The sequence below is a fragment of the Sporosarcina aquimarina genome, assembly GCF_033253705.1.
GTDB classification, from domain to species: domain Bacteria; phylum Bacillota; class Bacilli; order Bacillales_A; family Planococcaceae; genus Sporosarcina; species Sporosarcina aquimarina.
In genome coordinates this window covers 166,173-191,870 of the sequence record NZ_JAUBDH010000006.1, presented here as the reverse complement: position 1 = coordinate 191,870, position 25,698 = coordinate 166,173, and the positions used below count along the sequence as shown (strand labels likewise).

23 protein-coding genes, 1 rRNA gene and 2 riboswitches are annotated in these 25,698 nt (G+C 42.7%); of the genes, 10 read left to right on the top strand and 14 right to left on the bottom strand.

Annotated features, from left to right (window positions below):
* From QT716_RS11590 to QT716_RS11540, 11 genes are all read right to left on the bottom strand, one after another.
* A 16S ribosomal RNA gene (locus QT716_RS11590) occupies positions 1–192 on the bottom strand; the annotation flags it as partial.
* Positions 193–671: 479 nt separating this feature from the next.
* Positions 672–2,006 (bottom strand): NCS2 family permease, encoded by a 1,335-nt coding sequence (locus tag QT716_RS11585; RefSeq protein ID WP_317936227.1) that lies wholly within the window; start codon positions 2,004–2,006, stop codon positions 672–674.
* Positions 2,007–2,116: 110 nt separating this feature from the next.
* A riboswitch (purine riboswitch) is annotated at positions 2,117–2,218 on the bottom strand.
* Positions 2,216–3,754, bottom strand: a complete 1,539-nt coding sequence (gene guaA / locus QT716_RS11580; protein WP_317936217.1) for a glutamine-hydrolyzing GMP synthase — start codon at positions 3,752–3,754, stop codon at positions 2,216–2,218. (Overlaps the previous riboswitch by 3 nt.)
* A 134-nt stretch (positions 3,755–3,888) precedes the next feature.
* Positions 3,889–3,990, bottom strand: a riboswitch (purine riboswitch).
* Positions 3,991–4,025: 35 nt separating this feature from the next.
* Positions 4,026–6,206, bottom strand: a complete 2,181-nt coding sequence (locus tag QT716_RS11575; protein ID WP_317936216.1) for a transglutaminase TgpA family protein — start codon at positions 6,204–6,206, stop codon at positions 4,026–4,028.
* Positions 6,203–7,408: a DUF58 domain-containing protein gene (locus QT716_RS11570; RefSeq protein ID WP_317936215.1), complete on the bottom strand. Its 1,206-nt coding sequence runs from the start codon at positions 7,406–7,408 to the stop codon at positions 6,203–6,205. Before QT716_RS11570 ends, QT716_RS11575 begins: the two co-directional genes overlap by 4 nt.
* Positions 7,405–8,355, bottom strand: a complete 951-nt coding sequence (locus tag QT716_RS11565) for an AAA family ATPase (protein ID WP_317936214.1) — start codon at positions 8,353–8,355, stop codon at positions 7,405–7,407. Before QT716_RS11565 ends, QT716_RS11570 begins: the two co-directional genes overlap by 4 nt.
* A 149-nt stretch (positions 8,356–8,504) precedes the next feature.
* Positions 8,505–9,332 (bottom strand): ammonia-dependent NAD(+) synthetase, encoded by an 828-nt coding sequence (nadE, locus tag QT716_RS11560; RefSeq protein WP_317936213.1) that lies wholly within the window; start codon positions 9,330–9,332, stop codon positions 8,505–8,507.
* Positions 9,333–9,344: 12 nt separating this feature from the next.
* Positions 9,345–10,814 carry a nicotinate phosphoribosyltransferase gene (locus QT716_RS11555; RefSeq protein ID WP_317936212.1) on the bottom strand — a complete coding sequence of 490 codons (1,470 nt, stop codon included), beginning with the start codon at positions 10,812–10,814 and terminating at the stop codon, positions 9,345–9,347.
* An 81-nt stretch (positions 10,815–10,895) separates the two neighbouring features.
* On the bottom strand, positions 10,896–11,210 hold the full coding sequence (locus QT716_RS11550) for a DMT family transporter (protein ID WP_317936211.1): 315 nt from the start codon (positions 11,208–11,210) through the stop codon (positions 10,896–10,898).
* Between the two features lies 1 nt (position 11,211).
* Entirely contained in the window at positions 11,212–11,547 is a 336-nt protein-coding gene (locus tag QT716_RS11545; RefSeq protein ID WP_317936210.1) for a DMT family transporter, read from the bottom strand.
* Between the two features lie 198 nt (positions 11,548–11,745).
* Positions 11,746–12,321, bottom strand: a complete 576-nt coding sequence (locus QT716_RS11540; RefSeq protein WP_317936209.1) for an NADPH-dependent FMN reductase — start codon at positions 12,319–12,321, stop codon at positions 11,746–11,748.
* Positions 12,322–12,643: 322 nt separating this feature from the next.
* Here QT716_RS11540 and QT716_RS11535 point away from each other — a divergent pair, with 322 nt between their 5' ends.
* Positions 12,644–13,861, top strand: coding sequence for a glycosyltransferase (locus tag QT716_RS11535; protein ID WP_317936208.1), 1,218 nt, complete (start codon positions 12,644–12,646; stop codon positions 13,859–13,861).
* Positions 13,815–14,552: an HAD-IIB family hydrolase gene (locus QT716_RS11530; RefSeq protein WP_317936207.1), complete on the top strand. Its 738-nt coding sequence runs from the start codon at positions 13,815–13,817 to the stop codon at positions 14,550–14,552. The genes QT716_RS11535 and QT716_RS11530 overlap by 47 nt, the downstream gene beginning before the upstream one ends.
* 137 nt (positions 14,553–14,689) lie before the next feature.
* Here the strand turns inward: QT716_RS11530 and proS are convergent, their stop codons facing one another.
* Both proS and QT716_RS11520 read right to left on the bottom strand, forming a co-directional pair.
* The gene (proS, locus tag QT716_RS11525; protein ID WP_317936206.1) at positions 14,690–16,129 is read right to left on the bottom strand and encodes a proline--tRNA ligase; all 1,440 of its coding nucleotides are present in this window, start codon (positions 16,127–16,129) and stop codon (positions 14,690–14,692) included.
* Positions 16,130–16,498: 369 nt separating this feature from the next.
* Positions 16,499–17,680, bottom strand: coding sequence for a CDP-glycerol glycerophosphotransferase family protein (locus QT716_RS11520; RefSeq protein WP_317936205.1), 1,182 nt, complete (start codon positions 17,678–17,680; stop codon positions 16,499–16,501).
* 226 nt (positions 17,681–17,906) lie between these two features.
* On the opposite strand from QT716_RS11520, the gene QT716_RS11515 reads away from it, so the two are divergent.
* The 6 genes from QT716_RS11515 to QT716_RS11490 all read left to right on the top strand — a co-directional run bounded on the left by QT716_RS11515 (position 17,907) and on the right by QT716_RS11490 (position 22,896).
* Positions 17,907–18,470, top strand: a complete 564-nt coding sequence (locus QT716_RS11515) for an RNA polymerase sigma factor (protein WP_317936204.1) — start codon at positions 17,907–17,909, stop codon at positions 18,468–18,470.
* Positions 18,463–19,218 (top strand): anti-sigma factor, encoded by a 756-nt coding sequence (locus QT716_RS11510; protein WP_317936203.1) that lies wholly within the window; start codon positions 18,463–18,465, stop codon positions 19,216–19,218. Before QT716_RS11515 ends, QT716_RS11510 begins: the two co-directional genes overlap by 8 nt.
* Before the next feature lie 138 nt (positions 19,219–19,356).
* The gene (locus tag QT716_RS11505; RefSeq protein ID WP_398293284.1) at positions 19,357–20,718 is read left to right on the top strand and encodes a copper amine oxidase; all 1,362 of its coding nucleotides are present in this window, start codon (positions 19,357–19,359) and stop codon (positions 20,716–20,718) included.
* 61 nt (positions 20,719–20,779) lie between these two features.
* Positions 20,780–21,424 (top strand): class F sortase, encoded by a 645-nt coding sequence (locus tag QT716_RS11500; protein ID WP_317936202.1) that lies wholly within the window; start codon positions 20,780–20,782, stop codon positions 21,422–21,424.
* 41 nt (positions 21,425–21,465) lie between these two features.
* Entirely contained in the window at positions 21,466–22,371 is a 906-nt protein-coding gene (locus QT716_RS11495) for a catalase (RefSeq protein WP_317936201.1), read from the top strand.
* A gap of 102 nt (positions 22,372–22,473) precedes the next feature.
* On the top strand, positions 22,474–22,896 hold the full coding sequence (locus tag QT716_RS11490) for a YugN family protein (protein ID WP_317936200.1): 423 nt from the start codon (positions 22,474–22,476) through the stop codon (positions 22,894–22,896).
* A gap of 83 nt (positions 22,897–22,979) precedes the next feature.
* Here QT716_RS11490 and QT716_RS11485 read toward each other — a convergent pair whose 3' ends face one another.
* Positions 22,980–23,432: a helix-turn-helix transcriptional regulator gene (locus QT716_RS11485; RefSeq protein ID WP_317936199.1), complete on the bottom strand. Its 453-nt coding sequence runs from the start codon at positions 23,430–23,432 to the stop codon at positions 22,980–22,982.
* 151 nt (positions 23,433–23,583) lie between these two features.
* Here QT716_RS11485 and QT716_RS11480 point away from each other — a divergent pair, with 151 nt between their 5' ends.
* Positions 23,584–24,162 (top strand): YdcF family protein, encoded by a 579-nt coding sequence (locus tag QT716_RS11480; RefSeq protein WP_317936198.1) that lies wholly within the window; start codon positions 23,584–23,586, stop codon positions 24,160–24,162.
* A 178-nt stretch (positions 24,163–24,340) separates the two neighbouring features.
* Positions 24,341–25,654, top strand: coding sequence for a short-chain fatty acid transporter (locus QT716_RS11475; RefSeq protein WP_317936197.1), 1,314 nt, complete (start codon positions 24,341–24,343; stop codon positions 25,652–25,654).
* Positions 25,655–25,698 lie beyond the last annotated feature (44 nt).

Genomic DNA, 25,698 nt, shown 5'->3' with positions numbered 1-25,698 from the left:
GCGAAGGAACTGATTATTCGGTATTAGCCCCGGTTTCCCGGAGTTATCCCCAACTGTAGGGCAGGTTGCCCACGTGTTACTCACCCGTCCGCCGCTAATCTCAAGGAGCAAGCTCCTATTGATCCGCTCGACTTGCATGTATTAGGCATGCCGCCAGCGTTCGTCCTGAGCCAGGATCAAACTCTCCATAAATCTGGCAGCTGATATGCAGCACATTACGTGGTCAGTTTCAGTTACTCATTCGGTCACGCACCTAAGTACGCTCCCTCATTTGCGCCTTCACTTCCTAGTACTGCACTACATCTCAGCAGCCAGAGAGAAATTGATTGCTCAATTCGTACTGGCATCATTTAAGATGTCTATCAGATCGTTCGATCTGTTTGTGTTTGTTCCGCCGGCAGAACCGGTTTCCCAAACGATAATTCGTTGACATTTTGCTGTTCAGTTTTCAAGGTTCATAGGTTGTCCGAAGCGTTTCTGTTACTCTCGCTCCCGACTGCTTAATTAATATACCAAGCTCACAAGAATAAGTCAACACTTTTTAAAAAATAAGTGCAACAATCTTTACTATACCCACTAGACTACTTTCTAAACCTACTACTTGAATCTTTTATCCAAATAAAAAACTGCTGCCCGCATTCCCTAGGGAAGCGAGCAGCAGTGCAGGTTTTCTATTCAATAAAGACAAAATACAAAATAAAGAGAACCATGAGTACGTACATAATCGGATGTATTTCTTTCCGGCGTCCGCTAAGCAGCATGGTGATTGGATAAAAGATGAATCCAATTGCGATTCCTGTTGCGATACTATAGGTCAATGGCATCGCAATAACAGTGAAGAATGCTGGAACCGCCATTTCGAAGCGCGTCCATTCTATATTTCCTAAATTCGAAACCATCAGTACTCCTACTATAATCAATGCTGGAGCAGTAACTTCCGGTGTAATGACAAACAATAAAGGTGAGAAGAATAAAGCTAGTAAAAATAATAGCCCTGTAATTACAGAAGCGAATCCTGTTTTCGCACCCGCTGCCACACCTGCTGTAGATTCAATATATGAAGTTGTTGTCGAAGTACCAAAAATCGCCCCTGTAACTGTGGCCATTGAATCTGCCAACAGCGCTTTACCTGCACGTGGCAGTTTTCCTTCTTTCATCAAGCCCGCTTGCGTCGCTACTGCTACAAGCGTACCTGCTGTATCAAAGAAATCTACAAACAAGAATGTAATGATAATCACTAGGAACTGTGTTGTAAACAATTCTCCGGGATTATTAAAGATTGCTTCAAATGCAGCTCCAAATGTTGGTGCGACACTCGGTACGCTGGAAACAACTTTATCTGGAACGGCAATCAGACTAAAGATCATACCCGCTACAGTCGTTAAAATCATTCCATAGAAGATAGCCCCTTTAATTCCTCTAACCATCATGACTACTGTAATTACTAGTCCAAAGATCGCAAGTAATACCGGACCTTGTGACAAGTCACCTAATGCGACAAGTGTATTTGGATCTCCAACAATGATATTTGCATTTTGAAGTCCTAAAAATGTGATGAACAAACCGATTCCTGCACCTACTGCATATTTCAATTGCGCTGGGATGGCATTAATAATCATTTCACGAAGCCCTGTTAATGAAAGAACAATAAAGATAAGACCTGAGAATAAGACCCCTGTTAGTGCTGTTTGCCAAGGGATTCCATAGCCAAGTACAACTGAAAATGCGAAGAATGCATTCAATCCCATACCCGGTGCTAGACCAATTGGATATTTTGCAATAAGTCCCATAAATAGTGATCCAACAGCTGCTGCTAGTGCTGTTGCTACAAATACTGCACCTTTGTCCATACGCATAGCATCTGGAAGATCAGGTACGCCATCTAGTGACAAGACGAGCGGGTTTACAGCCAATATGTATGCCATTGCGAGGAATGTTGTTAATCCCCCAATGATTTCCCTGCGGTAATTTGTTCCTAACTTATCAAACTCAAAATACTTTTTCATCATCAACCGTCCTCATCATGTTTTGGGTAAAAAAAGAGCATGTGACATATTTCTGTCGCATGCTCCATCTAACTCTTCAAAATGGGGACCCTTCTTGCATTCAACTTCACAAGAAGCGTTCCATTCATCGTAGTCAAAGCATTTACGGTGCTCTGGTAGAAACTTTTGGGCCTTATTCCCAAGGATATACGACAATCAATTATTTAGTTTTATTCCCACTCGATTGTGCCTGGCGGTTTCGCAGTAATATCGTAAACGACACGGTTCACATGGTCTACTTCCGCTGTAATGCGTGAACTGATTTTCTCCAAAACATCCCAAGGGATACGTGCCCAGTCAGCACTCATACCATCTGAAGAATGAACCGCACGAAGACCGATTGCGTGGTCATACGAACGTTTTCCGTCTCTCACACCAACGCTCTTGATGCCAGGAAGAACTGCAAAGTACTGCCAGATCGAACGATCGAGACCAGCTAAAGCAATTTCTTCACGAAGGATGAAATCCGCATCACGGACAATATTCAACTTCTCTTCCGTCACTTCACCTAGTACACGAACGCCAAGACCTGGTCCAGGGAACGGCTGGCGATTATAGATATCTTCAGGCAATCCAAGCTCTTTACCAACATTACGCACTTCATCTTTGAACAACGCTTTCAATGGCTCAATCAATTCAAAGTCCATATCTTCCGGTAACCCGCCCACGTTGTGGTGAGATTTGATAACCTCAGCAGTTGCTGTACCACTCTCGATAATGTCCGCATAGATTGTACCTTGCGCAAGGAAATCGATACCTTTTAGTTTTGCTGCTTCTTCATCGAATACACGAATGAATTCATTACCGATGATTTTGCGTTTTTGTTCTGGTTCAGTAACGCCAGCAAGCTTGTCCAAGAAGCGTTTCGCTGCATCGACTTTGATGAAATTCATGTTGAATTTCGTGCTGAATGTATCCACAACGCTTTCAACTTCGCCTTTACGTAATAAGCCATGGTCTACGAAGATACATGTTAGCTGATCACCGATTGCACGATGGATAAGAGTCGCAACAACTGAAGAGTCTACACCGCCGCTTAGGGCGCAAAGTACATTACGATCGCCTACTTGCTCACGAATCTTTTCCATTTCAACTTCGATGAAACGTTCCATTGTCCATTCCCCTGTTGGGTTACAGATTGAACGAAGGAACGTGCGAAGAATCGTTTCTCCATTTTCTGTGCTGTCGACTTCGGGATGGAACTGAACGCCGTAGAGTCCTTTATCAGCATTCTCGATTGCTGCAATATGTCCATGCTCGTCTTTTGCTGATGCTGTGAAGCCTTCAGGAAGTTCTGTAATCTTTTCAGTACCGCCAATGTGCGCTGCAAAAGATCCGTTGATTTCTGCAAATAATTTAGAAGTTCCTTCAGCCGTTAGTGTAGATGCCGCACCATGTGCTTCCATAGATGCTGTCTTACCGCCAAATTGCTGTGTCATAACTTCTAAGCTTGAGCCAAGTCCAAGAATAGGAAGTCCCAATGTAAAGATTTCAGGATCGATATCTGCGTCCATTTTCGTATCTCCACCAGACAAGACAATACCTGCTGCATGCATTTGACGGATTTCTTCCGCTGTTACTGTGTGCGGGTAGAGTTCACTGTAAACGCCTAGATCCCGAATTACGCGTGTAATCAATTGATTGTGCTTGCTGCCTAAATCCAACACTACGATTTTTTCTTGTTCTGACAATAATGGAGCTGCTGACATGAAATCCACCTCTTCTTATTTTTATTTCAAGTATACCCTCAAAACGCAGAAAGACGCGTTAGAAAGGTGAACTTTCCGCGCGTCTTCAGTTTCTATCTATTCTATGAAATAACGAAAACAGACCACGGATTCTCCGCAGCTGCCTTCGCCATCATAGACAAGTCGTTTTCGGTGACCTGGTAGAAACATCCGAACCATATTATCGGACCTATATGAGAGCATTCTACTATTTATATTCCTGGACTCATCTTACTGCGATATGATGAAAAAATCAACCAGTTGTCTCAATGATTAAATCTTCCCATATTTCTCGTAATTCCGCCCAATTCTGCTCGTTTTCACGCCGACCGTACAGACCCGCTTCATATACCGATGTCAGTATACCCATCCGGTCATCCCCGCGTAATCGATTTACTCGTTTGGCATAGTCCGATAAGGTCATACCTGGAGGTTTTTCAATACCGATCCGCTTAAATTGTTTGAGCAGCATTTCGTATTCGTCAGCAAACGATTGCCACCCTAAAGGTTTTTTCCGACTCCTTCGCACTCCTGCTCTTGGTATCCACTTTTTTCGTGTAAAGAAAAGTGTAATCAGGATCGCCACGAGCCCGGTTCCAATAATGATACTTATCGCAACCCACGAACGCAGCCATTCTGGAATAATAGTGAGCAGCCAAGACGATTCCGCTTTCTTCCGTTTTGCTGCCTGCTCTTGTTCTTTTTTCTTCTTTTCTTCTTCTGGACGTTTGATCATTTCTTGTTCTTTCACATCATCTTCTGCGACTTCAACGTCATAATTCACGTTGGCAGCACCGCTGAATCCGATTGTCGGTTCGAATGGCATCCATCCGATTCCCGGCATATAGGCTTCAACCCATGAATGTGCTTGGTTATTCGTCACTTTATAATACTTCTCGCGATCGGAATCTATTTTTTGCTCACCCGGAGCAAATCCTTTAACCCATCGAGCTGGAATTCCAACTGAACGCAGCATGACCACCATGGAAGTACTGAAGTTATCACAGTAACCTCGTTTCGTTTCAAATAAAAACTGGTCCACATAATCCTCATCTTCTTTTGGAATAGCAACATCTTCTCTGGAATAGACAAAGCCACTTCGCCCAAAATATCGTTCAATGGCTTGCGCTTTTTCATAAACACTTGTTGCTTCTGCTGTTAAATCCTGAGCTAATTCCCCTACACGCTCGGGCACTTCATTAGGCAGACTCAAATATTGCCTCATTTCATATTCCATCGCAGTCAGCTCGTTCATGTCAGTGGACCGTAACTCTTTCAAACTGTATTCCGGTTCGATGAATTCAGTACGATAGGTGAAATCCAGCAGTTCGTCTGTGCCTAACTCCAGTTTACCGGTATCTTCATCGAGACGGTAAAAATAGCCTTCAGTCGTTTGAAGTTCCTGAAACCCATAAGGATAAGGCAGTACAGGCAGCGGTTGGTACAAATCTATATCTGATCTCTCGCGCGGAGGCAATAACACTTGTCCGCCCATGATACCCGAAAAGTTTCCCTCCTCTGATAGAGAATCCTCTGAAGCGTATTTCTCCCATCCTTTTGTTGTATACATATCTTTCGTTTCCATACGCCAATATTGTCTTGAATCCACGTACGCTTCAAACACAAGTGTATCGTCCTGCTGGAACGCACCACCTAAACTTGTGTCATCTTCATCGTATCCCACCTTCGATACACCCGAACCGCTCCCCGTATCACCAAATCCCGCAGCTGATCGTATATATGGAACCGGATCAGGCCATGCGGGTTCTTTTATCGGCACTAAAATCGCCACAATCGCAATTAGGACTAATACGCCCCCTAAAGGAGCGACCACTTTAAAATAATTAGAAAGCGGCAGCTGTGTATTGTTTTTCGATGATAATTTTAATGGGTAAAGTAATCCGAGTAAAAGGAGTCCAAGAATCATGACCCTTAAGATGGCATACGATGCATCGAAATCTGTGAACGTATCGACCACTGAAAGAAAAATAACAGTCATTCCAAAAAACAGGAAAAGCGATTTCCGATATTCCAGCCAAAACCGTAATAAGTACGTAATCATCCACAGTAAAACGAAGAAAAGAATCGTTCTAAACAAATAGGAAATTTCCATCCACTCACCATTGGAGATGAATGAAATACTTTGGCCGAAGTCTGCAGCTGTTGTTTGCATCGCTTCTTTTGATAAAAAATCTTTTTCATAGAAGACATACTGAATCGAAAAGTATATGTAACTCATCTTGATAGGAGCAGAAATCCATGCTGGAATTCTTAACATACCAAACAGCAGCGACATGCCAACGAATCCATAAAAAAGACTAATATGCCCCGTGCTGGTCAACTCAGAAATCGGACCTAGCCATTCGATTGTTAACAAGAATCCAAGAACGTACAGAAGAACGAGAAGTGGTTTACCGATTTGTAACTCTTTCATGCCCTCGCCACCTCCTGAAACGATCGTTCGAACTGTTCTGCAGTCAGTAACTGCACAATCACTCCCTGTGCTCTGGCCGTCATGACGTTTTGCTGCATGAAAGTCGACAGCGGCTCTTCAGAATTACGAATAACAAAACAATAGACAGGCTGCGAACGTGCTGCCGAGAGAATCTTTCGTAAAAAGACAGCATCCGGATTGCCTGATATCATAACAATCGCGCCTGAACCTTGCAAAGCAGCACCATAACTAGGCTGTTTTGTTGTCGTTTCTTCTATAGGGTTCATTCGCGCAAGCTGCGTTAGCGCTTTACGAAGTTCTCCTTCTGCTGAAATCATTCTAATTACTGCTTGTTCCGCATCTGTCGTCAAAAATGTTAAGTCCGCTTTTCGAGCAGCTGCTTCTTTTAAAATTGACGCGGCAAATCGAATCTGTTCTTCAAATACCTCGGAGGACCTAGCGTCCAACAACAAGGAGACGTGTTCGCCTCGTTTGTTCTCAAACTCCTTTGTCATTAAACTTTGAGTACGCGCGAATGATTTCCAGTGAATCCATGCAACACGGTCCCCCGGCTGGTAATCTCTGACGCTTGTCGCAACTGTTGTTTCCTTGATCAAAGAAAAAGGGGACTTTGAGGAACCGGGATCATGGTGAGATCCAATTGGGACGTAGTGAATGGACTTGGTTTCCGGGAAGATAAGAAGTGTCGACTCCCCAACCACTTCAATTGTTGTTTGTTTTTTTATCCAGCCAAAAAAGTCGGCGATTTCTAGTTGGATAGGAGCAAAAGCATGTTCTCCCCTCCGCTGACCTTTCACTTCATATTGAAGCTCGATTTCTTTTTTGAATCCCATAGTAAAAAGACGCGACGGTTGTCCATCTGAGATAAGGGCAAAGTCATTTTTGAAGTGTTCTTTAACGAGCAGGTAGACTAATGGAAATCGATTGTTGCGTTTAATGCGAACCGTTACAGTGGTCTTTTCTTTTATGCTAAGTAAGGGTTGTTGAATTGAACGTGTGACCGTCATACGGCTAACCGGATACAAGGCGATGCACAACGCATAGATTGCAAAAGGTAATACGAAGTAAAATATTGTCCAGCTCGCCATGCCGCCTTGAAACATCGCAAATGTATAGGCGCCGCCAAGAACAATCAGCACAAATATGAGCTGGAAAGTAAATCGCGCATGTTTCTTGATCATACAGAGTTCGCCCTTAAAATGGGTACGCGAACTTTCGCTAATACATCCGTCAAAACGCTATCCACTGTGCTGCCTCCATACTCTGCTTCCGGGTGTAAAATAATCCGATGACTAAATGCATAAGGCAGTAAGTATTGAACATCATCAGGTGTTACATAATCACGGCCGCGAACTAACGCATATGCCTGACACGCTTTCATCAGACCAAGTGATCCACGCGGGCTGACGCCTAAATAGACAGACGAGTGCTCACGCGTTGCCGTTGCACAGTCCACTATGTACGATTTAACAACGGAGTCTACAATTACATTGGATGCTGTGACTTGGAGTTCCAGCAATTCTTCCAGCGAAATGGCTGGTGCCGTATAGCCCACTGTCAAAGGGGAATCTGCACGGGATAACACTTCGATTTCTTCAGCTTTTGTTGGATAGCCCATTTTCAGTTTGAACAAAAATCGGTCCATTTGGGCCTCAGGCAGAGGATAGGTCCCTTCGTATTCAATTGGATTTTGAGTGGCCATAACAAAAAAAGGCTGCGGCAATTTGAGCGTCTTTCCGTCAATCGTAACAGAAGCCTCTTCCATGCCTTCTAATAATGCACTTTGTGTCTTCGGTGAAGTCCGGTTGATTTCATCCGCTAACACAATGTTTCCGACAATAGGACCGGGTCTGAATTCAAATTCCATTTTTTGAGGATTATAAATGGAAACGCCGAGCACATCGGAAGGTAACAGGTCCGGTGTGAATTGGATCCGTTTGAATTCAGCTCCAATTGACGTCGCAAGCGCTTTCACCATTACCGTTTTTCCGACGCCAGGGACGTCTTCAAGTAAAACGTGTCCACCAGCAAGCAGCGCTGTTAAACTCAATTCACTAATCGTTCGTTTCCCTACAATAGTTTGTTCGATGCTCGCTAAGACTGCAGCGATTTTCTCTTTATCTGACATTCCATTTCCTCCCCCAAGGTTTCTCTATAAGACATACTAGTTCTTTCCATCATACCGGAAATCATACAGCTGGACAAACTAATTCACTAAAGAAACAGAATTCAATCACAATAAAAAAACCTCTCTAAACAAGAGAGGTTTCCGTTTACCTATTTCCAAAAATCATCAAACACCGTAATGGGAAGATGCCGCTTGTGCTGCGAACGAAGGTAATGACCTTCAAGTGTTTTCCTAGCATCATCCGGAATTTCACGGCCTTCTAAATAATCATCGATCTGTTGATATGTGACACCAAGTGCCACTTCATCCGGTATTGCAGGTTTGTCTTCTTCCAAATCTGCAGTAGGGATTTTGTTATACAGTTGTGCCGGACAATCCAGAACAGCCAGCATTTGCTTCCCTTGCCGTTTGTTCAAGCGGGATAACGGCGTGACGTCTGCTGCCCCGTCTCCGAACTTAGTATAGAAGCCAGTGATCGCTTCAGCAGCATGATCCGTTCCAATTACTGCGCAATGATTCGCGGCTGCAATCGAGTATTGAACTTTCATCCGCTCTCTCGCTTTCTCGTTCCCTTTTTCAAAGTCAGACAGCGTAACCCCCGCAGCATCCAGTGCATTTCGACTTGCATCCACCGCTTCTTTAATGTTTACTGTGTACGTTTCAGAAGGCTGGATGAAGCGAAGCGCTTCTTGGCAGTCGATTTCATCGAATTGCGTTCCATACGGCAAACGTACTGCGAGAAACTTATATTTCTCAGTCGACATTTCCGCATTCAATTCATCGACAGCCATTTGTGCTAATTTTCCTGCCAATGTTGAATCCTGACCGCCTGAGATACCGAGGACGTACCCTTCTAGAAAAACGTTCTTCTTCAAATAATCTTTCAAGAAATCCACTGAGACCCGAACTTCCTTGTACGCGTCAATCTCGGGTTTCACATGCAATTCCTTTATGATTCGCTGTTGTAATTCATTCACTGTAAGTCACTCCTACTCGTTAATGAAATCGTTCACCATTTCCTGTACTTCTTGAATATTTTTCATCTTGTTGTCCCAGCACTTCTGGCTCAAATCGACGGGATACTCTTCCGGGTTAAGGGACCGTTTGTATTCGTCCCACAGTAAATTCAAGTTGTCTTTTGCATACTTTTGAATTTCCATAGTTGGCGGGACTTCATAGATCACTTTACCGTTTTCTACGACTTTTTCATGGAGATCTCTCGCTTCAAAGTTCGTCACAAACTTCGAAATGAACGTGTGGACCGGGTGGAACATTTTAATACGCTGCTCTGCGTTAGGATCTTCATCATACAATGTGATGTAATCACCTTCTGCTTTCCCGTTTTCCTTATCGATAATCCGATATAATTTCTTCCGGCCGGGTGTTGTCACTTTTTCTGCATTGGATGAAATCTTAATTGTATCGACCATTTTACCATCGTCGCCTTCAATTGAAACTAACTTATAGACCGCCCCAAGTGCCGGCTGATCATAGGCGGTGATTAGTTTGGTGCCTATTCCCCATATATCGACTTGCGCTCCTTGAGCTTTCAAGTTCAAGATGGTGTATTCGTCCAAGTCGTTAGAGACAACGATTTTTGCATCTTCAAATCCTGCTTCGTCCAACATGCGCCGTGCTTCTTTTGACAGGAATGCAATATCCCCGCTGTCCAGACGAATGCCGATGAAGTTAATGCTGTCGCCAAGTTCTTTCGCAACTTTGATGGCAGTTGGCACACCGATTTTAAGCGTATTATACGTATCGACTAAAAACACACAGTCGCGATGACGTTTCGCGTAGGAATGGAATGCTTTGTATTCACTCTTGTACGCTTGTACAAGTGAGTGCGCATGGGTTCCACTCGCTTGAATACCAAACAGCTTTCCAGCGCGGACGTTGCTTGTTGCTTCCACTCCGCCAATAACCGCTGCACGCGCTCCCCAAATGGCGGCGTCCATCTCATGGGCACGCCGGCTTCCGAATTCCATGACGACATCATCTTTTACAACTTGCTTCACGCGGCTTGCTTTTGTCGCGATCAATGTTTGGTAATTCACGATATTCAACAGTGCAGTCTCAATAAGCTGCGCCTCTGCAAGCGTTGTTTCAATCCGCATGATCGGCTCATTGCCAAAGACCGTTTCTCCTTCTTTCATTGAATAGAGGTCACCTGTAAACCGGACATCTTTTAAGTACTCCAAAAAATCCTCTTTATAATGCAATTCGTTTTTTAAATACGCGATATCACTTTCTGTAAAATGCAATTCCCGTAAATAATCGAGGACACGCTCAAGTCCCGCAAATATCGCATAGCCATTTCCGAATGGGAGCTTTCTAAAATACAACTCAAAAATCGCTCTTTTATTATGAATTCCTTCTGCCCAGTACGTTTCCATCATGTTGATTTGATATAGATCTGTATGTAGTGCATAGCTATCATCTGTGTAATTTGAGCTCATACTCACTCGCCTCTTCCAATAAGTTATGTAGATTACTGTTCTGTACCCTGTTTCATTTCACTTCTAACTCCAATTATCCATTCATCCGAACACTTTGAGTCCGACAGCGCCACCTATGATACATAGTAAAAACAGCAAGCGCTTCCATCCGGCTGACTCATGAAACCATAAAATCCCAAGCAAAACAGCTCCCGCAGCTCCAAGACCCGTCCAAATCGCATACGCAGTCCCCATTGGGATCGTCCTCATCGCCAGCGATAAGAACACAAAGCCCCCGCCAAAAGAAACGATGAGTAAAAACAAGCGAAAAACAGACTTTTTCTGAATGAACAAGTTAATGCACAGGACTCCGAAAATCTCACCAAAACTCGCAATGACTAAATAGATCCACGCCATCCTATTCGCCTCCTTGCGAAGCATTCGTTTCTGAAGACGTCAGCTTAATGCCAACGACTCCAAATAGTATGATTCCGATAAAGACAAAACTTGTGATACCCAATTCCGCGTGGAATACGAAATAATCGACGAGCACAATAGCTGCTGCGCCGCTTCCTGTAAACACAGCATATACGGTTCCAGATGGAATGCGCTCACATGCCTTGATGATAAAATAGAAGCTGAAGACAATCGCAAGACCTGTACCAGCCCATTCCAGCAGGTTATCTGCATGACGTAAGCCAACTACCCAAAACACTTCCACGACCGCTGCCATCACAACGTAAATCCAAGCCATCCTCACTGCCCCCTGCATTATTTACAAACTATGTACAAGTATATCAAATTACACTAAGAAAGAAATCCACAGCATGCTACTGCTTTTTTTACTATCATTCCAAAACGTGAAAAGGCTTCAGGTTTTCCTGTCCGTTCTTTCGTTGTCAAGCTTTAAACAGAAAAAGCATTCCGCCATATTCGGCAGAATGCTTTTCTATTACGCTTTTTCAGGTGAATGGATTTCTGTCATCCGCTCATAAAAGTCTACAAAGTTCGAGACAACAGAATCTAAGAATGCGACAGTCGACTCGTCTGTTAACTCGTCTTGTTCGTTCATTTTGTTATGAATTGCACCAATATACACTTCGTTGTTCGGCAAAATCAATGGAGAGAGTGCTGGATTGGACAAAATGTCTCTTAAGTGAATTTGTGCACGCACACTTCCGAAAACTCCCATGGATGATCCGACGATGAACGCCGGCTTATTGCGCAAAGTCGCTTCTCCGCCGCGGGATAACCAGTCAATCGCATTTTTCATAGCGCCAGGGATTGAAAAGTTATATTCAGGAACTGCAAACAATACAGCATCCGAATCTTTCACATCTTCCTTGAATGCATGTGCATTCGCAGGCGGTTCGCTTTCAGTATCTACAGAAAACATTTCAACATCATTAATCGAAACTAATGAGATGTCCAACTTATCTGCATAGCGCTTCTTCATGAAATTCACTAATCTTCTATTGTAGGAAGTCGAACTAGTACTTCCGATTATCGCTTTTACTCGTATTGTCATTATAACTATCTCCTTTATCAACATTCACGTATTTTTCTACTTTACTAGGATAGCATTCCATCCAAAGAACTTTTAGCAATCTGCTCACACCATACTCATTATCGTACTCTACTACTTCAGTTAGCGGGGTAACAGTTGTTTATCAAATCATTACAGGAAAACTTCTTAACTTATTTTCAACATCCCACTATTTCCAAGGCCCAAATATATCCAATCACTTTAATAGAGAGGTTTATAGTCTTTTAAATAGGGGTAAAGTTTTTTTACTTACACTCTGTTTTATGGAATTAGTAAACTAAATAGAAATGATAGGAGCATTGCTATGTCAAAAAGAATATTATTCATCTCAGATCATGGTGATCCTCTAGCCCCCCTTGGAACTGCACAAGCTGGCGGACAGAATAACTATGTGAAACATCTTGCACTTTCTCTGGACAACCGCGAACATTCAATTGATATTTTCACTCACTGGTCCAACCCTCTTACCCCTCAAATCGAGCATTTCGGTACTAATTGCAGAGTTATTCGTGTTGCCGCAGGACGTAAGGAATATGTGGCTAAGACAGATATGTATTCTATTCTTCCCGCTTTCTTAAAAGAAATGCAACACCTTGAAGATCTTTCAAAGTACGATGTCATGCACACCCATTATTGGCTTTCTGGGTTACTTGGTTCTCAAATCTCATCCCGCTACTCTGTTCCATGGATTCACACTTCTCATTCGTTAGGCATTGCGAAACAGCAAGCGACAGGAGTGACAGAACCACGTCGTTTAAAAGCAGAGCAAATGATCTTAGCGTCTGCTGATACGGTAATTGCTACTACGAAGACTGAAGCAGCACTTATTAAAGCCACTGTAAAAAATCCTTCTCCTATTCGCATTATTCCTATTGGAGTGGATGAAGTATTCAAACCGGATGCTGCAATTGCGCGCAATCCTTTTACTTTCACATATGCTGGTCGTCTTGAAGAAACTAAAGGAATTTACACATTGATCCGTGCATTTAAATTGCTGCAGTATTCAGGCTTAGTGTCGTCTCCTTTAAAACTTCAAATTATCGGTGGTGAAAAAAGCCAAGTTGATGCATCTACTGGTAAGGCGGTTTCCGACAAATTAAAAGCTGCAACATCGGGAATTGAAAACCAAATCGAATTTCTAGGATCGCGTCCGCCACATGAACTTGCGCGTCTATTCAGAAGCAGTACGGCAGTCATAGTGCCTTCCTATTACGAGTCATTTGGAATGGTTGCTGCAGAAGCACAAGCTTGCGGCACCGCGGTCATCGCATCTAAAGTCGGTGGATTAGGGGATATTGTTCTCCACAGGGAAACTGGTCTTCAAGTGGAGCCAAGTAATATAAAGGAGCTTGCTTCTTCGATGGGACTTCTTGCAAATCGGTTTGACATAGCCGAGAACTTAGGGGAGCAAGCAGCGAAGTTTGCACAAGAACACTTCAAATGGAAAGCAATCGCAAAAAAAATGGAAAAGTTATATGAAAGGATCGGTTATGAAGTCAATAACACACCTGTTAGCAACTGATTTAGACGATACATTAGTCGGTTTAAAACCAGAATTGAAGGAATTAACGGATATGTTCAATCGTATTCCTCAGCAAGTTTCATTGGTCTACGTTACAGGAAGACATGCAGAATCCGTCAAGCAGTTGATGACCGAAGAGAACTTACCTATGCCTGATTTGGTTATATCCGATGTAGGGACAAAGATTTGGCACATGCCTGATTGGATTGAAGATACGGATTGGTGTGACAAAGTGACAGCGGATTGGCGGCCTGACCTTATTAAAAAAGCAGCTGCCCGTTTTCCAAAACTGGTTCCACAACGATTACCTGACGATCGAAGAATTTCATTCACGATTCAAAACGATCAAAAGACAGTTCATCAATTTGAGCAGATTCTTATTCAAAGACAACTCCCACACCGGTTAATCTATAGCTCTAATTTAAACGTAGATGTCTTACCGCTGCACGCAGGCAAAGGGAATGCAGTGGAATACGTGTTGACTCATTATTACGATTCAACTGTGAATGTATTGGTCGCAGGAGATTCCGAAAACGATTTAGATATGCTGAATAGAGGTTGGCCATCAGTAGTTGTCGGAAATGCTCAACCTGGACTTAGCGTACTTCCGGAGACTCCGTATTTGTTTAAAGCCGAACGGCATTGTGCTGGAGGAATATACGATGCCTGGCAGCACTTTTATGGAAACTAAAATTCTCGCTGAGACTTCAAAGCGTCCAAACGTTATCTGTTTGGACGCTTTTCACAATTCTTTTTTTCTAATGGCGATTACTTTTCAAAACAAAAAAACTGCCCAGAGACTATCTGGACAGTTTTAAAGTAGTTCGATTAGTACGCGCGTGCAAACCAAACGGTATGCTTCGCGTCTTTCCCGCAATTCACACACGTTTTCTTTTCAATTGGAGGATTGAATGGAATGTTGCGTGTTGTAAATTTCGTCTCTTCTTTCACATGCTCTTCACATGCATCTTCCCCACACCAGCCTGCTAGAATCCAACCTGGAATTTCATTGTTTTCAGCTGACGTATCGATATGTTTTTTCAACTCTTCAAGTGTTTCGATGTTTGTATGAGAATGCTCATCACGGAATGTGCGTGCTTTTTCCAACAGACGGTTTTGCATCGTGTTCAATTGGCTTTCAATTTCAGCAACAAGTCCTTCTAATGCAAAGGCCTCTTTACCTTCTTGGTCGCGCATTTTCAACATCGCTTGGCTGTTGTCTAAATCACGAGGTCCGAGTTCAACGCGAACAGGAACACCTTTTAACTCCCACTCGTTAAATTTATAACCCGGAGACTGGTCAGAATCATCTAAACGGACGCGAATGCCTTTCGCTTTCAATTCCGCAAAGAGTTCGTCCAGTTTTTCCATAATTGCAGGGTTCTTCTTCCATGGTCCCACTGGAATGAGCACGACTTGAGTCGGTGCTACACGCGGCGGCAGGACAAGTCCTTGCTCATCTCCATGCACCATAATGACGGAGCCGATCAGGCGCGTTGAAGTTCCCCATGAAGTTGTATGGACAAACTGATGACGATTTTCTTTTGTCAGGTACTTAATATCAAAAGCTTCGGCAAATTTCGTACCCAGATAGTGTGAAGTACCCGCTTGAACAGCTTTTCCGTCTTTCATCATCGCTTCGATTGAATACGTATCTACCGCTCCAGCGAAACGTTCAGATGGTGTTTTTTGACCATCGTAAACAGGGATTGCAAGAAGCTCTTCGACAACTTCCTTATAGATATTCAACATTTGCATCGTTTCATGACGAGCTTCTTCTTCATCAGCGTGCGCAGTATGTCCTTCCTGCCACAGGAATTCAGATGTGCGGATGAACGGCAATGTCTTCTTTTCCCAACGGAATACGTTTGCCCATTGGTTAATGAGGACAGGAAGATCGCGGTAGCTCTTAATCCAGTCTGAATATAAATGACCAATCATCGTTTCAGAAGTAGGACGAAGTGCCAATTTTTCTTCTAACGGCTCTCCGGCAGCTTCCGTTACCCATGGTAATTCAGGTGCGAATCCTTCGATATGATCCTTTTCTTTTTGGAAGAACGATTCCGGTATTAACATTGGGAAATAGGCATTTCGGTGCCCCGTTTCTTTAAAACGTCTGTTCATTTCATCTTGGATGTGCTCCCAAATCTCAAAGCCATCGGGTTTAAAAGCGATACATCCGCGAACCGGTGTATAATCCATTAAATCCGCTTTTTGAATCGTGTCAATATACCATTTTGAAAAATCATTCTGCTGCTCGTTCGTCATGTCCATTCCTCCTGTTCAATGATTACGCAAGAAGTCTTTGTCCACAAAAAAACACAAAGACATCCTTATAAAAGGACGTCTTTGTGTTTTGGACGCGGTACCACCTTAGTTCGACTCATGAATGTAATTACATTTCATCAGCCCTCTATCGTTTCGTAACGGGACGAACCGGTCGTGTTTACACGACATCTCGGTGGTAGGGTTCGATACAAGAAGAGGTGATAAAGCTTTCATCAGTATGCTCTATTTTCTGTCTCACAATTCTTGTCTACTAAGCCACTTCATCGATCATTATTTCCTTTACTATATCAAACAAAACGTTTTCAGACAATGCGTAACTTACGCCCTCTGAGTTTTGCGAGTTCCAAGTTAAGCAGTAAATAATGTGTTCGCAAGTCGTTTGCAATTTTTACCGTCTGTAAAATCGATGTAGTCGCTCATTTCAGAAAAACGAGGGTTTGCAGTTTTCCCCTCAACGACAATCGTTTCGACTGCCTCCACTACTTCTTCTTTTACATTTGCTTTGTATCCAAGCAGATCGTGATCTAAATCCAAATAGGATCCTCTCATCTTCAAGAAGGCTTCTTGGTCAAACGTGTAAAAAATCACAGGTTTATTCATATAGATGAAGTCCCAAACGATGCTGGAGTAATCGGTTATCAATGCATCAGACTGAAGAACTTGTTCTCGAATCGAGATTTCATCGAACGTATAGAACTCAATTTGCGATTTCCCTTTTGATAAGGTTTTAAAATAGCTTTCAAATCTTTTCATAAATGGGTGTAGAACAACATTGAGCTGAACATCATGGCTCTCCAAGTGACTAATCAGCAGCTTATCTTTCAGGAGTTCCTCTGTGGCTTTGAAATATTCGCTCGCTTTGAATTCTTCCTCGGATAAATCCATTAACGTTTCCCGCCATGTCATCATCATTAGAATGGACTTCACTTTTGGCGGCGGCTGATTATAAGGGAGCCGGTCAAATCGGGCCATACCGGTGATTATCAATTTCTCTTCCGGAATGCCCCATTCATCTCGTTTTATACGCTTTTCATATTCAGAGACACAGTTAAAATAATCACAGCGTTCTAATAAAGGGACGTCTTCCGGCTGGATAAGAATCTTTTTAAAGCACTCAATTCCGTGACTAATATGCGTCATGGTCGTTTTTTTATTCCAATGGATATATTTGTCGATTTCAGGTGCAATATCATACATAAGTGAATGGCCATGGATTGTATGAGCGGCTTGAAAAAATAGTATATAATTTCTCAAACTTCCTAAAGCGACTGCGTTTACAATTCCTTTTTCGCGTACGTATGACATTTCGCGGTCATACATCCAATGAACCTCGTATGTGTGCTGCCAGTTCTCCAATAAATACTGATGAAACGCGGCTGCATTATCTTCATACTTTTCTCCTAAACTTCCCCCTATCAGGATAATCGGCTTTTGGTTTTTAGTCGGTAAGACAGTTGCCAATAAACGTCCTGTCACGACTTTTAAAAATGTTGTTCCTGCAGAAAAACGGCTTTTACTCTTCAGTTCCATCGAATCCCTCCAACGCCGAGTTCTTTTATAGTTCTATACCCCGAGGTGTACATGCAAAAACAAAATAGGCAGCCGATTAAATGTCACAGTTCGGTAACATCTAAATACAAAATAAGTGATCTTTTCCCTGAATCGTTACGTAAGCTTATTAAGAGTCGGCTTTCAAGAATACAGGTCTTGTGACTTATGGTATTCTTAGTGAAAAGCTTTTACAAAGGAGACTCGGATGAAACATACAGACGACGGAACATTATATACTCTCGCCGCCGCCAAAGATCGATCGGCATTTGAAACATTGTACGATCGATACGAAAAACTAATCTTCTCCTTTGCCTATCGATTGACGCGGGATCGTGAAATAGCAGAAGAGGTCGTTCAAGACGTTTTCGTAAAATTATGGAACGGAACCACTACTTACCAAGAAGACAAAGGCTCTTTTTCGTCATGGCTGCTTACGGTCACACGGAATAAAGCAATTGACGAAATTCGTCGTTTAAAAAGGCACGACCATGAACCTATGATTGAAAAGGATTCACTGATCGAACAGCCCGGCAGTGTTGAAAATACAGTTGAATGGGGCGAGCAGCGGGACGCCATACGCTCTGCCGTTATGGAGCTCAAACAAGACCAACAAGAAATTATAGAACTCTTCTATTTCAAAGGGCTCAGCCAACAAAAGATTGCCGATCATTGTGAACTGCCGCTCGGGACTGTCAAAGGACGAATCCGATTAGCGTTGAAGCACTTAAAAGGATTCATCACACAGGAAGGAGGATACTCGAATGAATGAACAATGCATGCATCTGCTGGATTACTTCAACCGATCTTTAACAGAGGAAGAATCACTTGCTTTTGAAAAACATCTCGAAGAATGTCCTTCTTGCAGTGCTGAACTCGAAGAACTCAACTTATTGACAGAAGATCTCCCCTATTTAACAGAAGAAATTGACGTTCCTTCTAATTTAAAAGCGAAAGTTTTTGCAGCTATCGATGAAACTCCATATAGTAGTGAGAATGAAACGAAACCAAATAACCATACTATAGAAGCATTTCCCGTACGCCCTAAAGAAACGAAACCTGTAAAGCGAAGAGGTGTTGCGGTTCCTGTACTTGCAGCCGCTCTAGTCGCTTCACTCGCAACGAACGCTTATTTAGCAACGACGGATGAACCGCCTTCAACTGAAGTTGCAGAAAGCAATCTTCAACTGATTGGGAAAGCATTGTTGGACCCACAACCCGGTGCCGATAATGCAACAGCTGTCGCGATGATGATTAAAGACAACAATGAAACTGTCTTGCTGGTCGATGCAAGCAACTTGCCGAAACTCAAAGACAACGAATTGTATCAAGTGTGGGTAATCGAACAAGATACGCCTCAGCCAGCAGGCTCATTTACACCGAGTGAGGATGGCAATGGATCCGTCACACATTCGATGGATCAGTTAGAAGGTAAATGGGATACAGTAGCGATCACAATTGAAACAGAACCGAATCTTCCCTCTCCTAAAGGGTCTATCGTTCTTGCGGGCAGTATTTAATAAATTATCTTCAAGAATCGCCGTCATGGCGGTTCTTTTTTTGTTTCATCCAAATCTTTCAAAAGTTTTTTCGACAAAAAGTGATCCATTCTTTTTTTCGTTCCGTTAGCTTATTACAAAACCGAAAAGGAGAGATTCATGATGAACTACAAAAAACTCGCAGCAATTCCACTGAGCGTTTCCTTACTATTTCCAATGGGGGCTATCGCAAATGCAGCCGATCATTCTGAACACGGAACGTCATCCATGGCAGTTTCAAACCCAGCTACAGATTTGAGAGCGACTCTGGATTCAATCCTTTCCGAACACGCTTACTTAGCAATCGTCGCGATGCAAAAAGGAATTGACGGTAAAGAAGACTTCGATGCTGCAGCAGCACAACTTGGAGAAAACACAGATGAATTATCTGCGGCAATCGGATCTGTATACGGAGACGAAGCCGGAGCCAAGTTCAAAGAAATTTGGAGCAGTCACATTGGTTACTTCGTTGACTATGTAAAAGCTACAGCAGCTAATGACGAGGAAGGCCGCAAAAAGGCTGTTTCGGATCTAGACGGCTACCGTGTCACTCAGGCAGAGTTCTTAGACACAGCAACTGATGGACGTTTGAAAGCTAAGGAACTTGAAGAAGGATTGAAGATGCACGTCGATCAGCTGATCTGGGCATTTGATAATTACAATGCCGGAGAGTATGAAAAGGCTTATGAGGGCATCACCGAGTCAATGATGCACATGTTTGGTACCGGCAAAGGCATCTCTTGGGCGATTACAGATCAGTTCCCAGAGAAATTCGATAAGCAATCTGTTGATACGCCTGCTGCCGACTTACGCGAACAGTTGAACAACCAATTCTCTACTCACGCAGCACTCGCAATTCTAGCGATGCAAAAAGGAATTGACGGAGCAAAAGACTTTGATGTATCTGCAGCGGAGTTAAACGGTAACACGGAAGACCTTACGAAGTCGATTGAATCCGTTTACGGAGCTGAAGGCGCAAAGCAGTTTAATGAAATCTGGAGCAGCCACATCGGTTACTTCGTGGATTATGTAAAAGCAACAGCTGCAGATGACGCAGAAGGTCAAAACATGGCAATGGCAAATCTTGATGATTACCGCGTAAAACAAGCAGCATTCTTAGAGACTGCAACAGAAGGACGATTGAAAGCAGCAGACTTAGAAGAAGGATTGAAAGTTCACGTAGATCAGCTTCTAGCTGCCTTTAACAAGTATCATGAAGGCGATTATGATGGTGCATATGACGATATTCACGAAGCATATAGCCACATGTTCGGAGTAGGCACAATGATGGCTGGTGCGATTGTAGACCAGTATCCAGACAAGTTTGCAGGTTCAATGCCTTCAGATATGCCTAAAACAGGGTTAGGCGGCATGAGCCAAGAGTCTAACGATTCAACAGTAATGTGGATTTTAACTAGTTTGATACTTGCAATGGCTGCTGGAGCTGTTGTAATCCGCAAAACACGTACAGAGAATAACTAATTTAGGAGGGGGCTAGTTCCCCTTCTTTTTCTTTACACAACTATCCATGGAGGTGTTTACAATGAAAGTTCCTACATTACTTACTTCAGGACTGCTGGCACTCGCTCTTGCCGGTTGCAGTTCGCCAGATACTTCGACTGCACCGGAAACAACACCGGAACCCCAATCCACACAAGCTCCATCTAAGCAGACCGCTTCTGCAGAGAAACCTTCAGCTGAAGGGCTGTCTTTAAAATCAGAACAAAAAGGAATTACTCCAGTAACACTTGAAATTCCTGCGATTGATGTGAAAACTAAAATTGAAAATGTCGGTGAATTAGCTAACGGTCAAATGGGAGTTCCTGAAGGTGTCGATAACGTGGGATGGTTTGAACCAGGCACACTTCCAGGAAACCAAGGAAGTGCCGTGATGGCTGGCCATATCGATTCACTTACCGGTCCCGCCGTTTTTTACAAATTAGATAAGCTAAAAAAAGATGATGAAATCATTGTCCAAGACAAAGATGGAAAATCACTAACATTCGTCGTCACAAAAACGAAGACGTATCCGCGCAAAGAGGCACCTGTAGAGGAGATCTTCGGGTTTTCGTATGGAAGCCGTTTAAATCTGATTACGTGTACAGGTGAATTCAATCGCAAAGCTAAAACTCATGAGGAACGGTTAGTTGTCTATACTGAGCTGGCTAGTGATGCAGCGAGCGATTGACTTTTAACCGGAAGGGTATAGTGCTTCAAAGGAGTGAGTGTATGAACTCGTCACAAGAAAAAAATTCAATTACCCCTGTGGAAGCCATTGACGCTATTGAAGAGGTTGCAGGAACGTATCCTGGTTTCAGAAGAGCACATGCAAAAGGAATCGGTTTCGATGCACTCTTTACATCGAATGGAAATGCAGCCCCTTTTACAGAAGCAAAGTTTTTACAAGCGGGGCAGGTGAATGCCGTCGTCCGTTTCTCTCACGCCTCCCCTGTTCCTGATTTTTCGGAACGGCTGATGCCTATTAAAGGAATGGCTGTCCAGTTTCAAGTTGATGACAACAAGCCTGTATCATTTGCAATGGCAAATGTGCCTATATTCCCTACGAAAACACCTGAAGCATTCATTCGGCTCATTAAAGTTTTAGGTGGTAGTGAGAAATCTTTTAATGAAAAGCTGAAAATCATAAGTAACGATACTGAATTTAAAACGGTTCCTTCATTACTAAAGCAACTTAAAACTCCTTCAAGTTTTGCATCGACGTCTTTCTGGGCGATTCATGCATATATTTTAACGACAGCGTTAGGTGAACAGCAAGCCGTTCGGTTTTCATTTGTGCCAGTAACGAACGCTTCAAAGCTTCCTTTTTCTACAAAAGACATGGAACAAGAACTCTTGGAGAGGATGTCCACATCACAAGTAGCTTTCAGACTGATGATGACCGTTGCATCACCCGAAGACCCAACAGATGACCCTTCTGTCAGCTGGCCTGATGAGCGCTTAGTCATAGATGTAGGGAATTTAGTTTTGCTTAAAAAAAGAGAGGACAATGCGGAAAACCATTTCTTCGATCCAACCCATGAAGTTTCAGGATTTAGCTGTTCCGATGATCCTGTTCTTCAATATCGGTCTCCTCTCTATGAAGAATCATATAGAAGACGTTCGAATCATATGTAAGCTATTATAGATTACAAAATAGTCTTATTCTTACAAACTAGGTTTTGACTCTAGGTAATGGGGTATTTTAAAGATAATTGACTGAGATTAGGAGGAAAATCCATGATTGCATTGAAAAGTGAGATTGAAGGAAAAATTGTATTGTATGGAAATGCATTGAAGCTGTTCAATGCAGAAGGAATGGATATAGCAGGTGGCTGGGAGTATGACCACGGAATGTTTGATACGATTTTGTACAAACGAAAAGAAGTGACCATTTACTTACGTGTCCCTTTTGAGGTATTGCAAGGTGAACTGGATTCAAATAATGCTCTTATTAAGTTCACTACTCCATTCATCATTAAACACGTCATGAATATCGGTTTGGACGAAGAAGACAGTCCAGTGATGACAGTATCAGGATTAGAGCAATTCCAAGCCCCTGAAGACCCGGATGCACCAATTGACAGGAAAGAAGAATTCGTTACAGACGCTGCTAAGAAGCTCGACAAAATTACGGAAGACGTTACATTCGTTCCCGCGTAAGGGCTGCCTACATACATCGAGTATACTATTAGCATAAGGCTGCCTTCTTTAGAGAATGGCAGTTTTTTTTTTCGAGTTTAACGCTATGCTTTTAAAAGTTCTTGAAACCTCTCCAAAACTTCCTGTTCATCGAATGTACTGAACCATACATAATCCTCTTTGTCTAATATGCGAAAGTGCTGGCTGATTAAGTTTTGTTGAATTCTAAACCCTTGTGCGTTCTCTATCTCTTTCCACCAGACTTTTCCGCCAAGCGTCTTTCCTTTCGGACGGTCCAAACCTTTATGTGCAACAGTCCGGATTACTTCTAATGGAGCGTCCCCCAAAAGTGATTGAATGATTTCACTATCTGCGAAGAGGGAAATAACTGCGACTACTACAGTCCAGCTGGCAGTCGTTCTTTCTTTTTCAATTTGAACGAGTGTTTTTTTTGAGATCCCTAATACAGCAGCCATCGTTTCCTGAGAATAACCCGCCTCTGTCCGGATAAGGATCAATCGATGCGAAACTTGCTCACTAATCTGTTCTTGATTCAATGAAATCTCCCTCTCTTAATAGTGTAATAATACACCACTTCAACATTACTTGTAAATTAACCCGTTGCGCAGGCAACTTGTTCCTCCAACTTCCGTCTTGTTATCAAGTCACACTCGATCATAAACAAGCATAGGAAACGGAGAGAATGTATTGAAAAAGGGGAAACGTCTATTGACCACAATCAGTATTTTGGGGATGTCGATACTTGCATGGTGGATTAGTACAACTTACGTTATGAAAGAAGCGCAGAGTAAACGTGCAACAGGCATATACTCATACGCTATTATTTTGGGTGCAAAAGTAAATGGAACGACCCCTTCCCTTGCCTTACGCTATCGATTAGACGCTGCATTGGATTACGCACAGCAGCACCCTCATGTCACATTGGTGCTTTCAGGAGGACAAGGGCCGGACGAAGGAATTAGCGAAGCTGAAGCAATGCATAATTATTTATCCGCCTATGGATTTCCTGAATCACGAATGATTCTTGAGGACCAATCTACCTCAACGTTCAAAAACCTGGAAAATACTAAAAAGCTGATTCCGCAAGATGTTACTGGAATTACAATAATCACAAGTGATTATCACGTTGCCCGTGCTGGCTATCTTGCTGAAAAAGCAGGATATGAATGGGATACGATTCCTGCCAAAACACCAAAAGTGATTGAAGCGAAAGTTCGATTCCGGGAACGACTTGCTCTTTTAAAGACTTATGTTGTAGGGAAATAGTCGATCCCGCTATTTGCCGTTCAATTCGCTAGGTTATTCAGTAGCGGTCTATTCCCTATTTCACATTCAGCACTTTTCAACTTTTCATTTACTATTACACAAAAAACATATTCTCCCTTACTTTTTACTATGATAGTCTAAAGGAGTGTCACTATTTTAAAAAAAGGGGGAATGGACAATGCGCACACTTACAAAGTGGTCGAATACGATTATGGAACGTTATTTACCGGATCCATATATCTTCGTAGCAATCTTGACATTAGTCGTATTCGCACTAGGTCTCGGTTTAACAGATTCGGGTCCGCTCGATATGGTTGTCTTTTGGGGAGACGGCTTCTGGGGATTACTAGCATTTACAATGCAGATGGTCATTGTACTCGTTGCAGGTCACGTATTAGCGAGCAGTCCGTTATTTAAGAAAGGGTTAAGCAACTTAGCAGGCTTAGCAAAGTCTCCGGGTTCTGCAATTCTTTTAGTTACAGTCGTTTCTCTAATTGCTTGTTGGATCAACTGGGGATTCGGTTTAGTTATTGGTGCTCTATTCGCAAAGGAAATTGCGAAGAAAGTAAAAACGGTTGATTATCGATTGTTAATCGCGAGTGCTTACTCTGGTTTCATCATTTGGCATGGCGGATTAGGCGGATCCATTCCGCTTTCTATTGCGACAGCTGATCATCCATTTGCGGATATTATGGGCGTTGTACCAACGTCTCAAACTATTTTTTCTACTTATAACCTGATTATCGTTGGAATTCTTTTCATCACACTGCCTATTTTGAATCGGTTTATGATGCCGAAGAAAGAAGATACAGTTACTGTAGACCCTGATGTCCTTGAAGATGAAATAATTATCGAGGAAGTGACTGAACAAACGCCTGCTTCACGCCTTGAAAACAGTTGGATTCTATCTATGCTCATTGGAGCACTTGGAGTCATATACTTAGGCCATCATTTTGGAGTAAACGGTTTCGACTTGAATCTGAATATCGTTAACTTAATATTCTTTATACTAGGCATTATTTTTCACGGTACTCCAAAACGTTTTCTTGCGGCGGTTGCGAATGCAGTCAAAACTGCAGGTGGAATTATTATTCAGTTCCCTTTCTATGCAGGGATCATGGGGATGATGGTCACTTCTGGACTCGCTGCTGTGATTTCAGAAGGATTTGTTAACATCTCAACAGCCGCTACGTTCCCGCTCTTTTCGTTCTACGCGGCTGGAATTGTTAACTTCTTTGTTCCATCTGGCGGCGGTCAATGGGCTGTTCAAGCACCTATTATGTTGGATGCTGCTCAATCACTAGGCGTCAGTTATTCCAAAACGGCGATGGCGATCGCTTGGGGTGACGCTTGGACGAATATGATCCAGCCATTCTGGGCACTGCCTGCTTTAGCAATTGCAGGATTACGCGCTAAAGATATTATGGGATACTGTGTATTTGTTTTGATATTAAGCGGAATTGTCATTAGTGTGGGACTTTACTTCTTTTAAACTGAAAGCCATCATCCTTTTATTGAGGATGACGGCTTTTTTCT

What these genes read in the sequence shown, in the direction of transcription:
- QT716_RS11585 (WP_317936227.1), bottom strand. Translation starts at nt 2,006, where the DNA reads ATGAAAAAGTATTTTGAGTTTGATAAGTTAGGAACAAATTACCGCAGG.
- guaA (WP_317936217.1), bottom strand. Translation starts at nt 3,754, where the DNA reads ATGTCAGCAGCTCCATTATTGTCAGAACAAGAAAAAATCGTAGTGTTG.
- QT716_RS11575 (WP_317936216.1), bottom strand. Translation starts at nt 6,206, where the DNA reads ATGAAAGAGTTACAAATCGGTAAACCACTTCTCGTTCTTCTGTACGTT.
- QT716_RS11570 (WP_317936215.1), bottom strand. Translation starts at nt 7,408, where the DNA reads ATGATCAAGAAACATGCGCGATTTACTTTCCAGCTCATATTTGTGCTG.
- QT716_RS11565 (WP_317936214.1), bottom strand. Translation starts at nt 8,355, where the DNA reads ATGTCAGATAAAGAGAAAATCGCTGCAGTCTTAGCGAGCATCGAACAA.
- QT716_RS11555 (WP_317936212.1), bottom strand. Translation starts at nt 10,814, where the DNA reads ATGAGCTCAAATTACACAGATGATAGCTATGCACTACATACAGATCTA.
- QT716_RS11550 (WP_317936211.1), bottom strand. Translation starts at nt 11,210, where the DNA reads ATGGCGTGGATCTATTTAGTCATTGCGAGTTTTGGTGAGATTTTCGGA.
- QT716_RS11545 (WP_317936210.1), bottom strand. Translation starts at nt 11,547, where the DNA reads ATGGCTTGGATTTACGTTGTGATGGCAGCGGTCGTGGAAGTGTTTTGG.
- QT716_RS11540 (WP_317936209.1), bottom strand. Translation starts at nt 12,321, where the DNA reads ATGACAATACGAGTAAAAGCGATAATCGGAAGTACTAGTTCGACTTCC.
- QT716_RS11535 (WP_317936208.1), top strand. Translation starts at nt 12,644, where the DNA reads ATGTCAAAAAGAATATTATTCATCTCAGATCATGGTGATCCTCTAGCC.
- QT716_RS11530 (WP_317936207.1), top strand. Translation starts at nt 13,815, where the DNA reads ATGAAAGGATCGGTTATGAAGTCAATAACACACCTGTTAGCAACTGAT.
- proS (WP_317936206.1), bottom strand. Translation starts at nt 16,129, where the DNA reads ATGACGAACGAGCAGCAGAATGATTTTTCAAAATGGTATATTGACACG.
- QT716_RS11520 (WP_317936205.1), bottom strand. Translation starts at nt 17,680, where the DNA reads ATGGAACTGAAGAGTAAAAGCCGTTTTTCTGCAGGAACAACATTTTTA.
- QT716_RS11515 (WP_317936204.1), top strand. Translation starts at nt 17,907, where the DNA reads ATGAAACATACAGACGACGGAACATTATATACTCTCGCCGCCGCCAAA.
- QT716_RS11510 (WP_317936203.1), top strand. Translation starts at nt 18,463, where the DNA reads ATGAATGAACAATGCATGCATCTGCTGGATTACTTCAACCGATCTTTA.
- QT716_RS11505 (WP_398293284.1), top strand. Translation starts at nt 19,357, where the DNA reads ATGATGAACTACAAAAAACTCGCAGCAATTCCACTGAGCGTTTCCTTA.
- QT716_RS11500 (WP_317936202.1), top strand. Translation starts at nt 20,780, where the DNA reads ATGAAAGTTCCTACATTACTTACTTCAGGACTGCTGGCACTCGCTCTT.
- QT716_RS11495 (WP_317936201.1), top strand. Translation starts at nt 21,466, where the DNA reads ATGAACTCGTCACAAGAAAAAAATTCAATTACCCCTGTGGAAGCCATT.
- QT716_RS11490 (WP_317936200.1), top strand. Translation starts at nt 22,474, where the DNA reads ATGATTGCATTGAAAAGTGAGATTGAAGGAAAAATTGTATTGTATGGA.
- QT716_RS11475 (WP_317936197.1), top strand. Translation starts at nt 24,341, where the DNA reads ATGCGCACACTTACAAAGTGGTCGAATACGATTATGGAACGTTATTTA.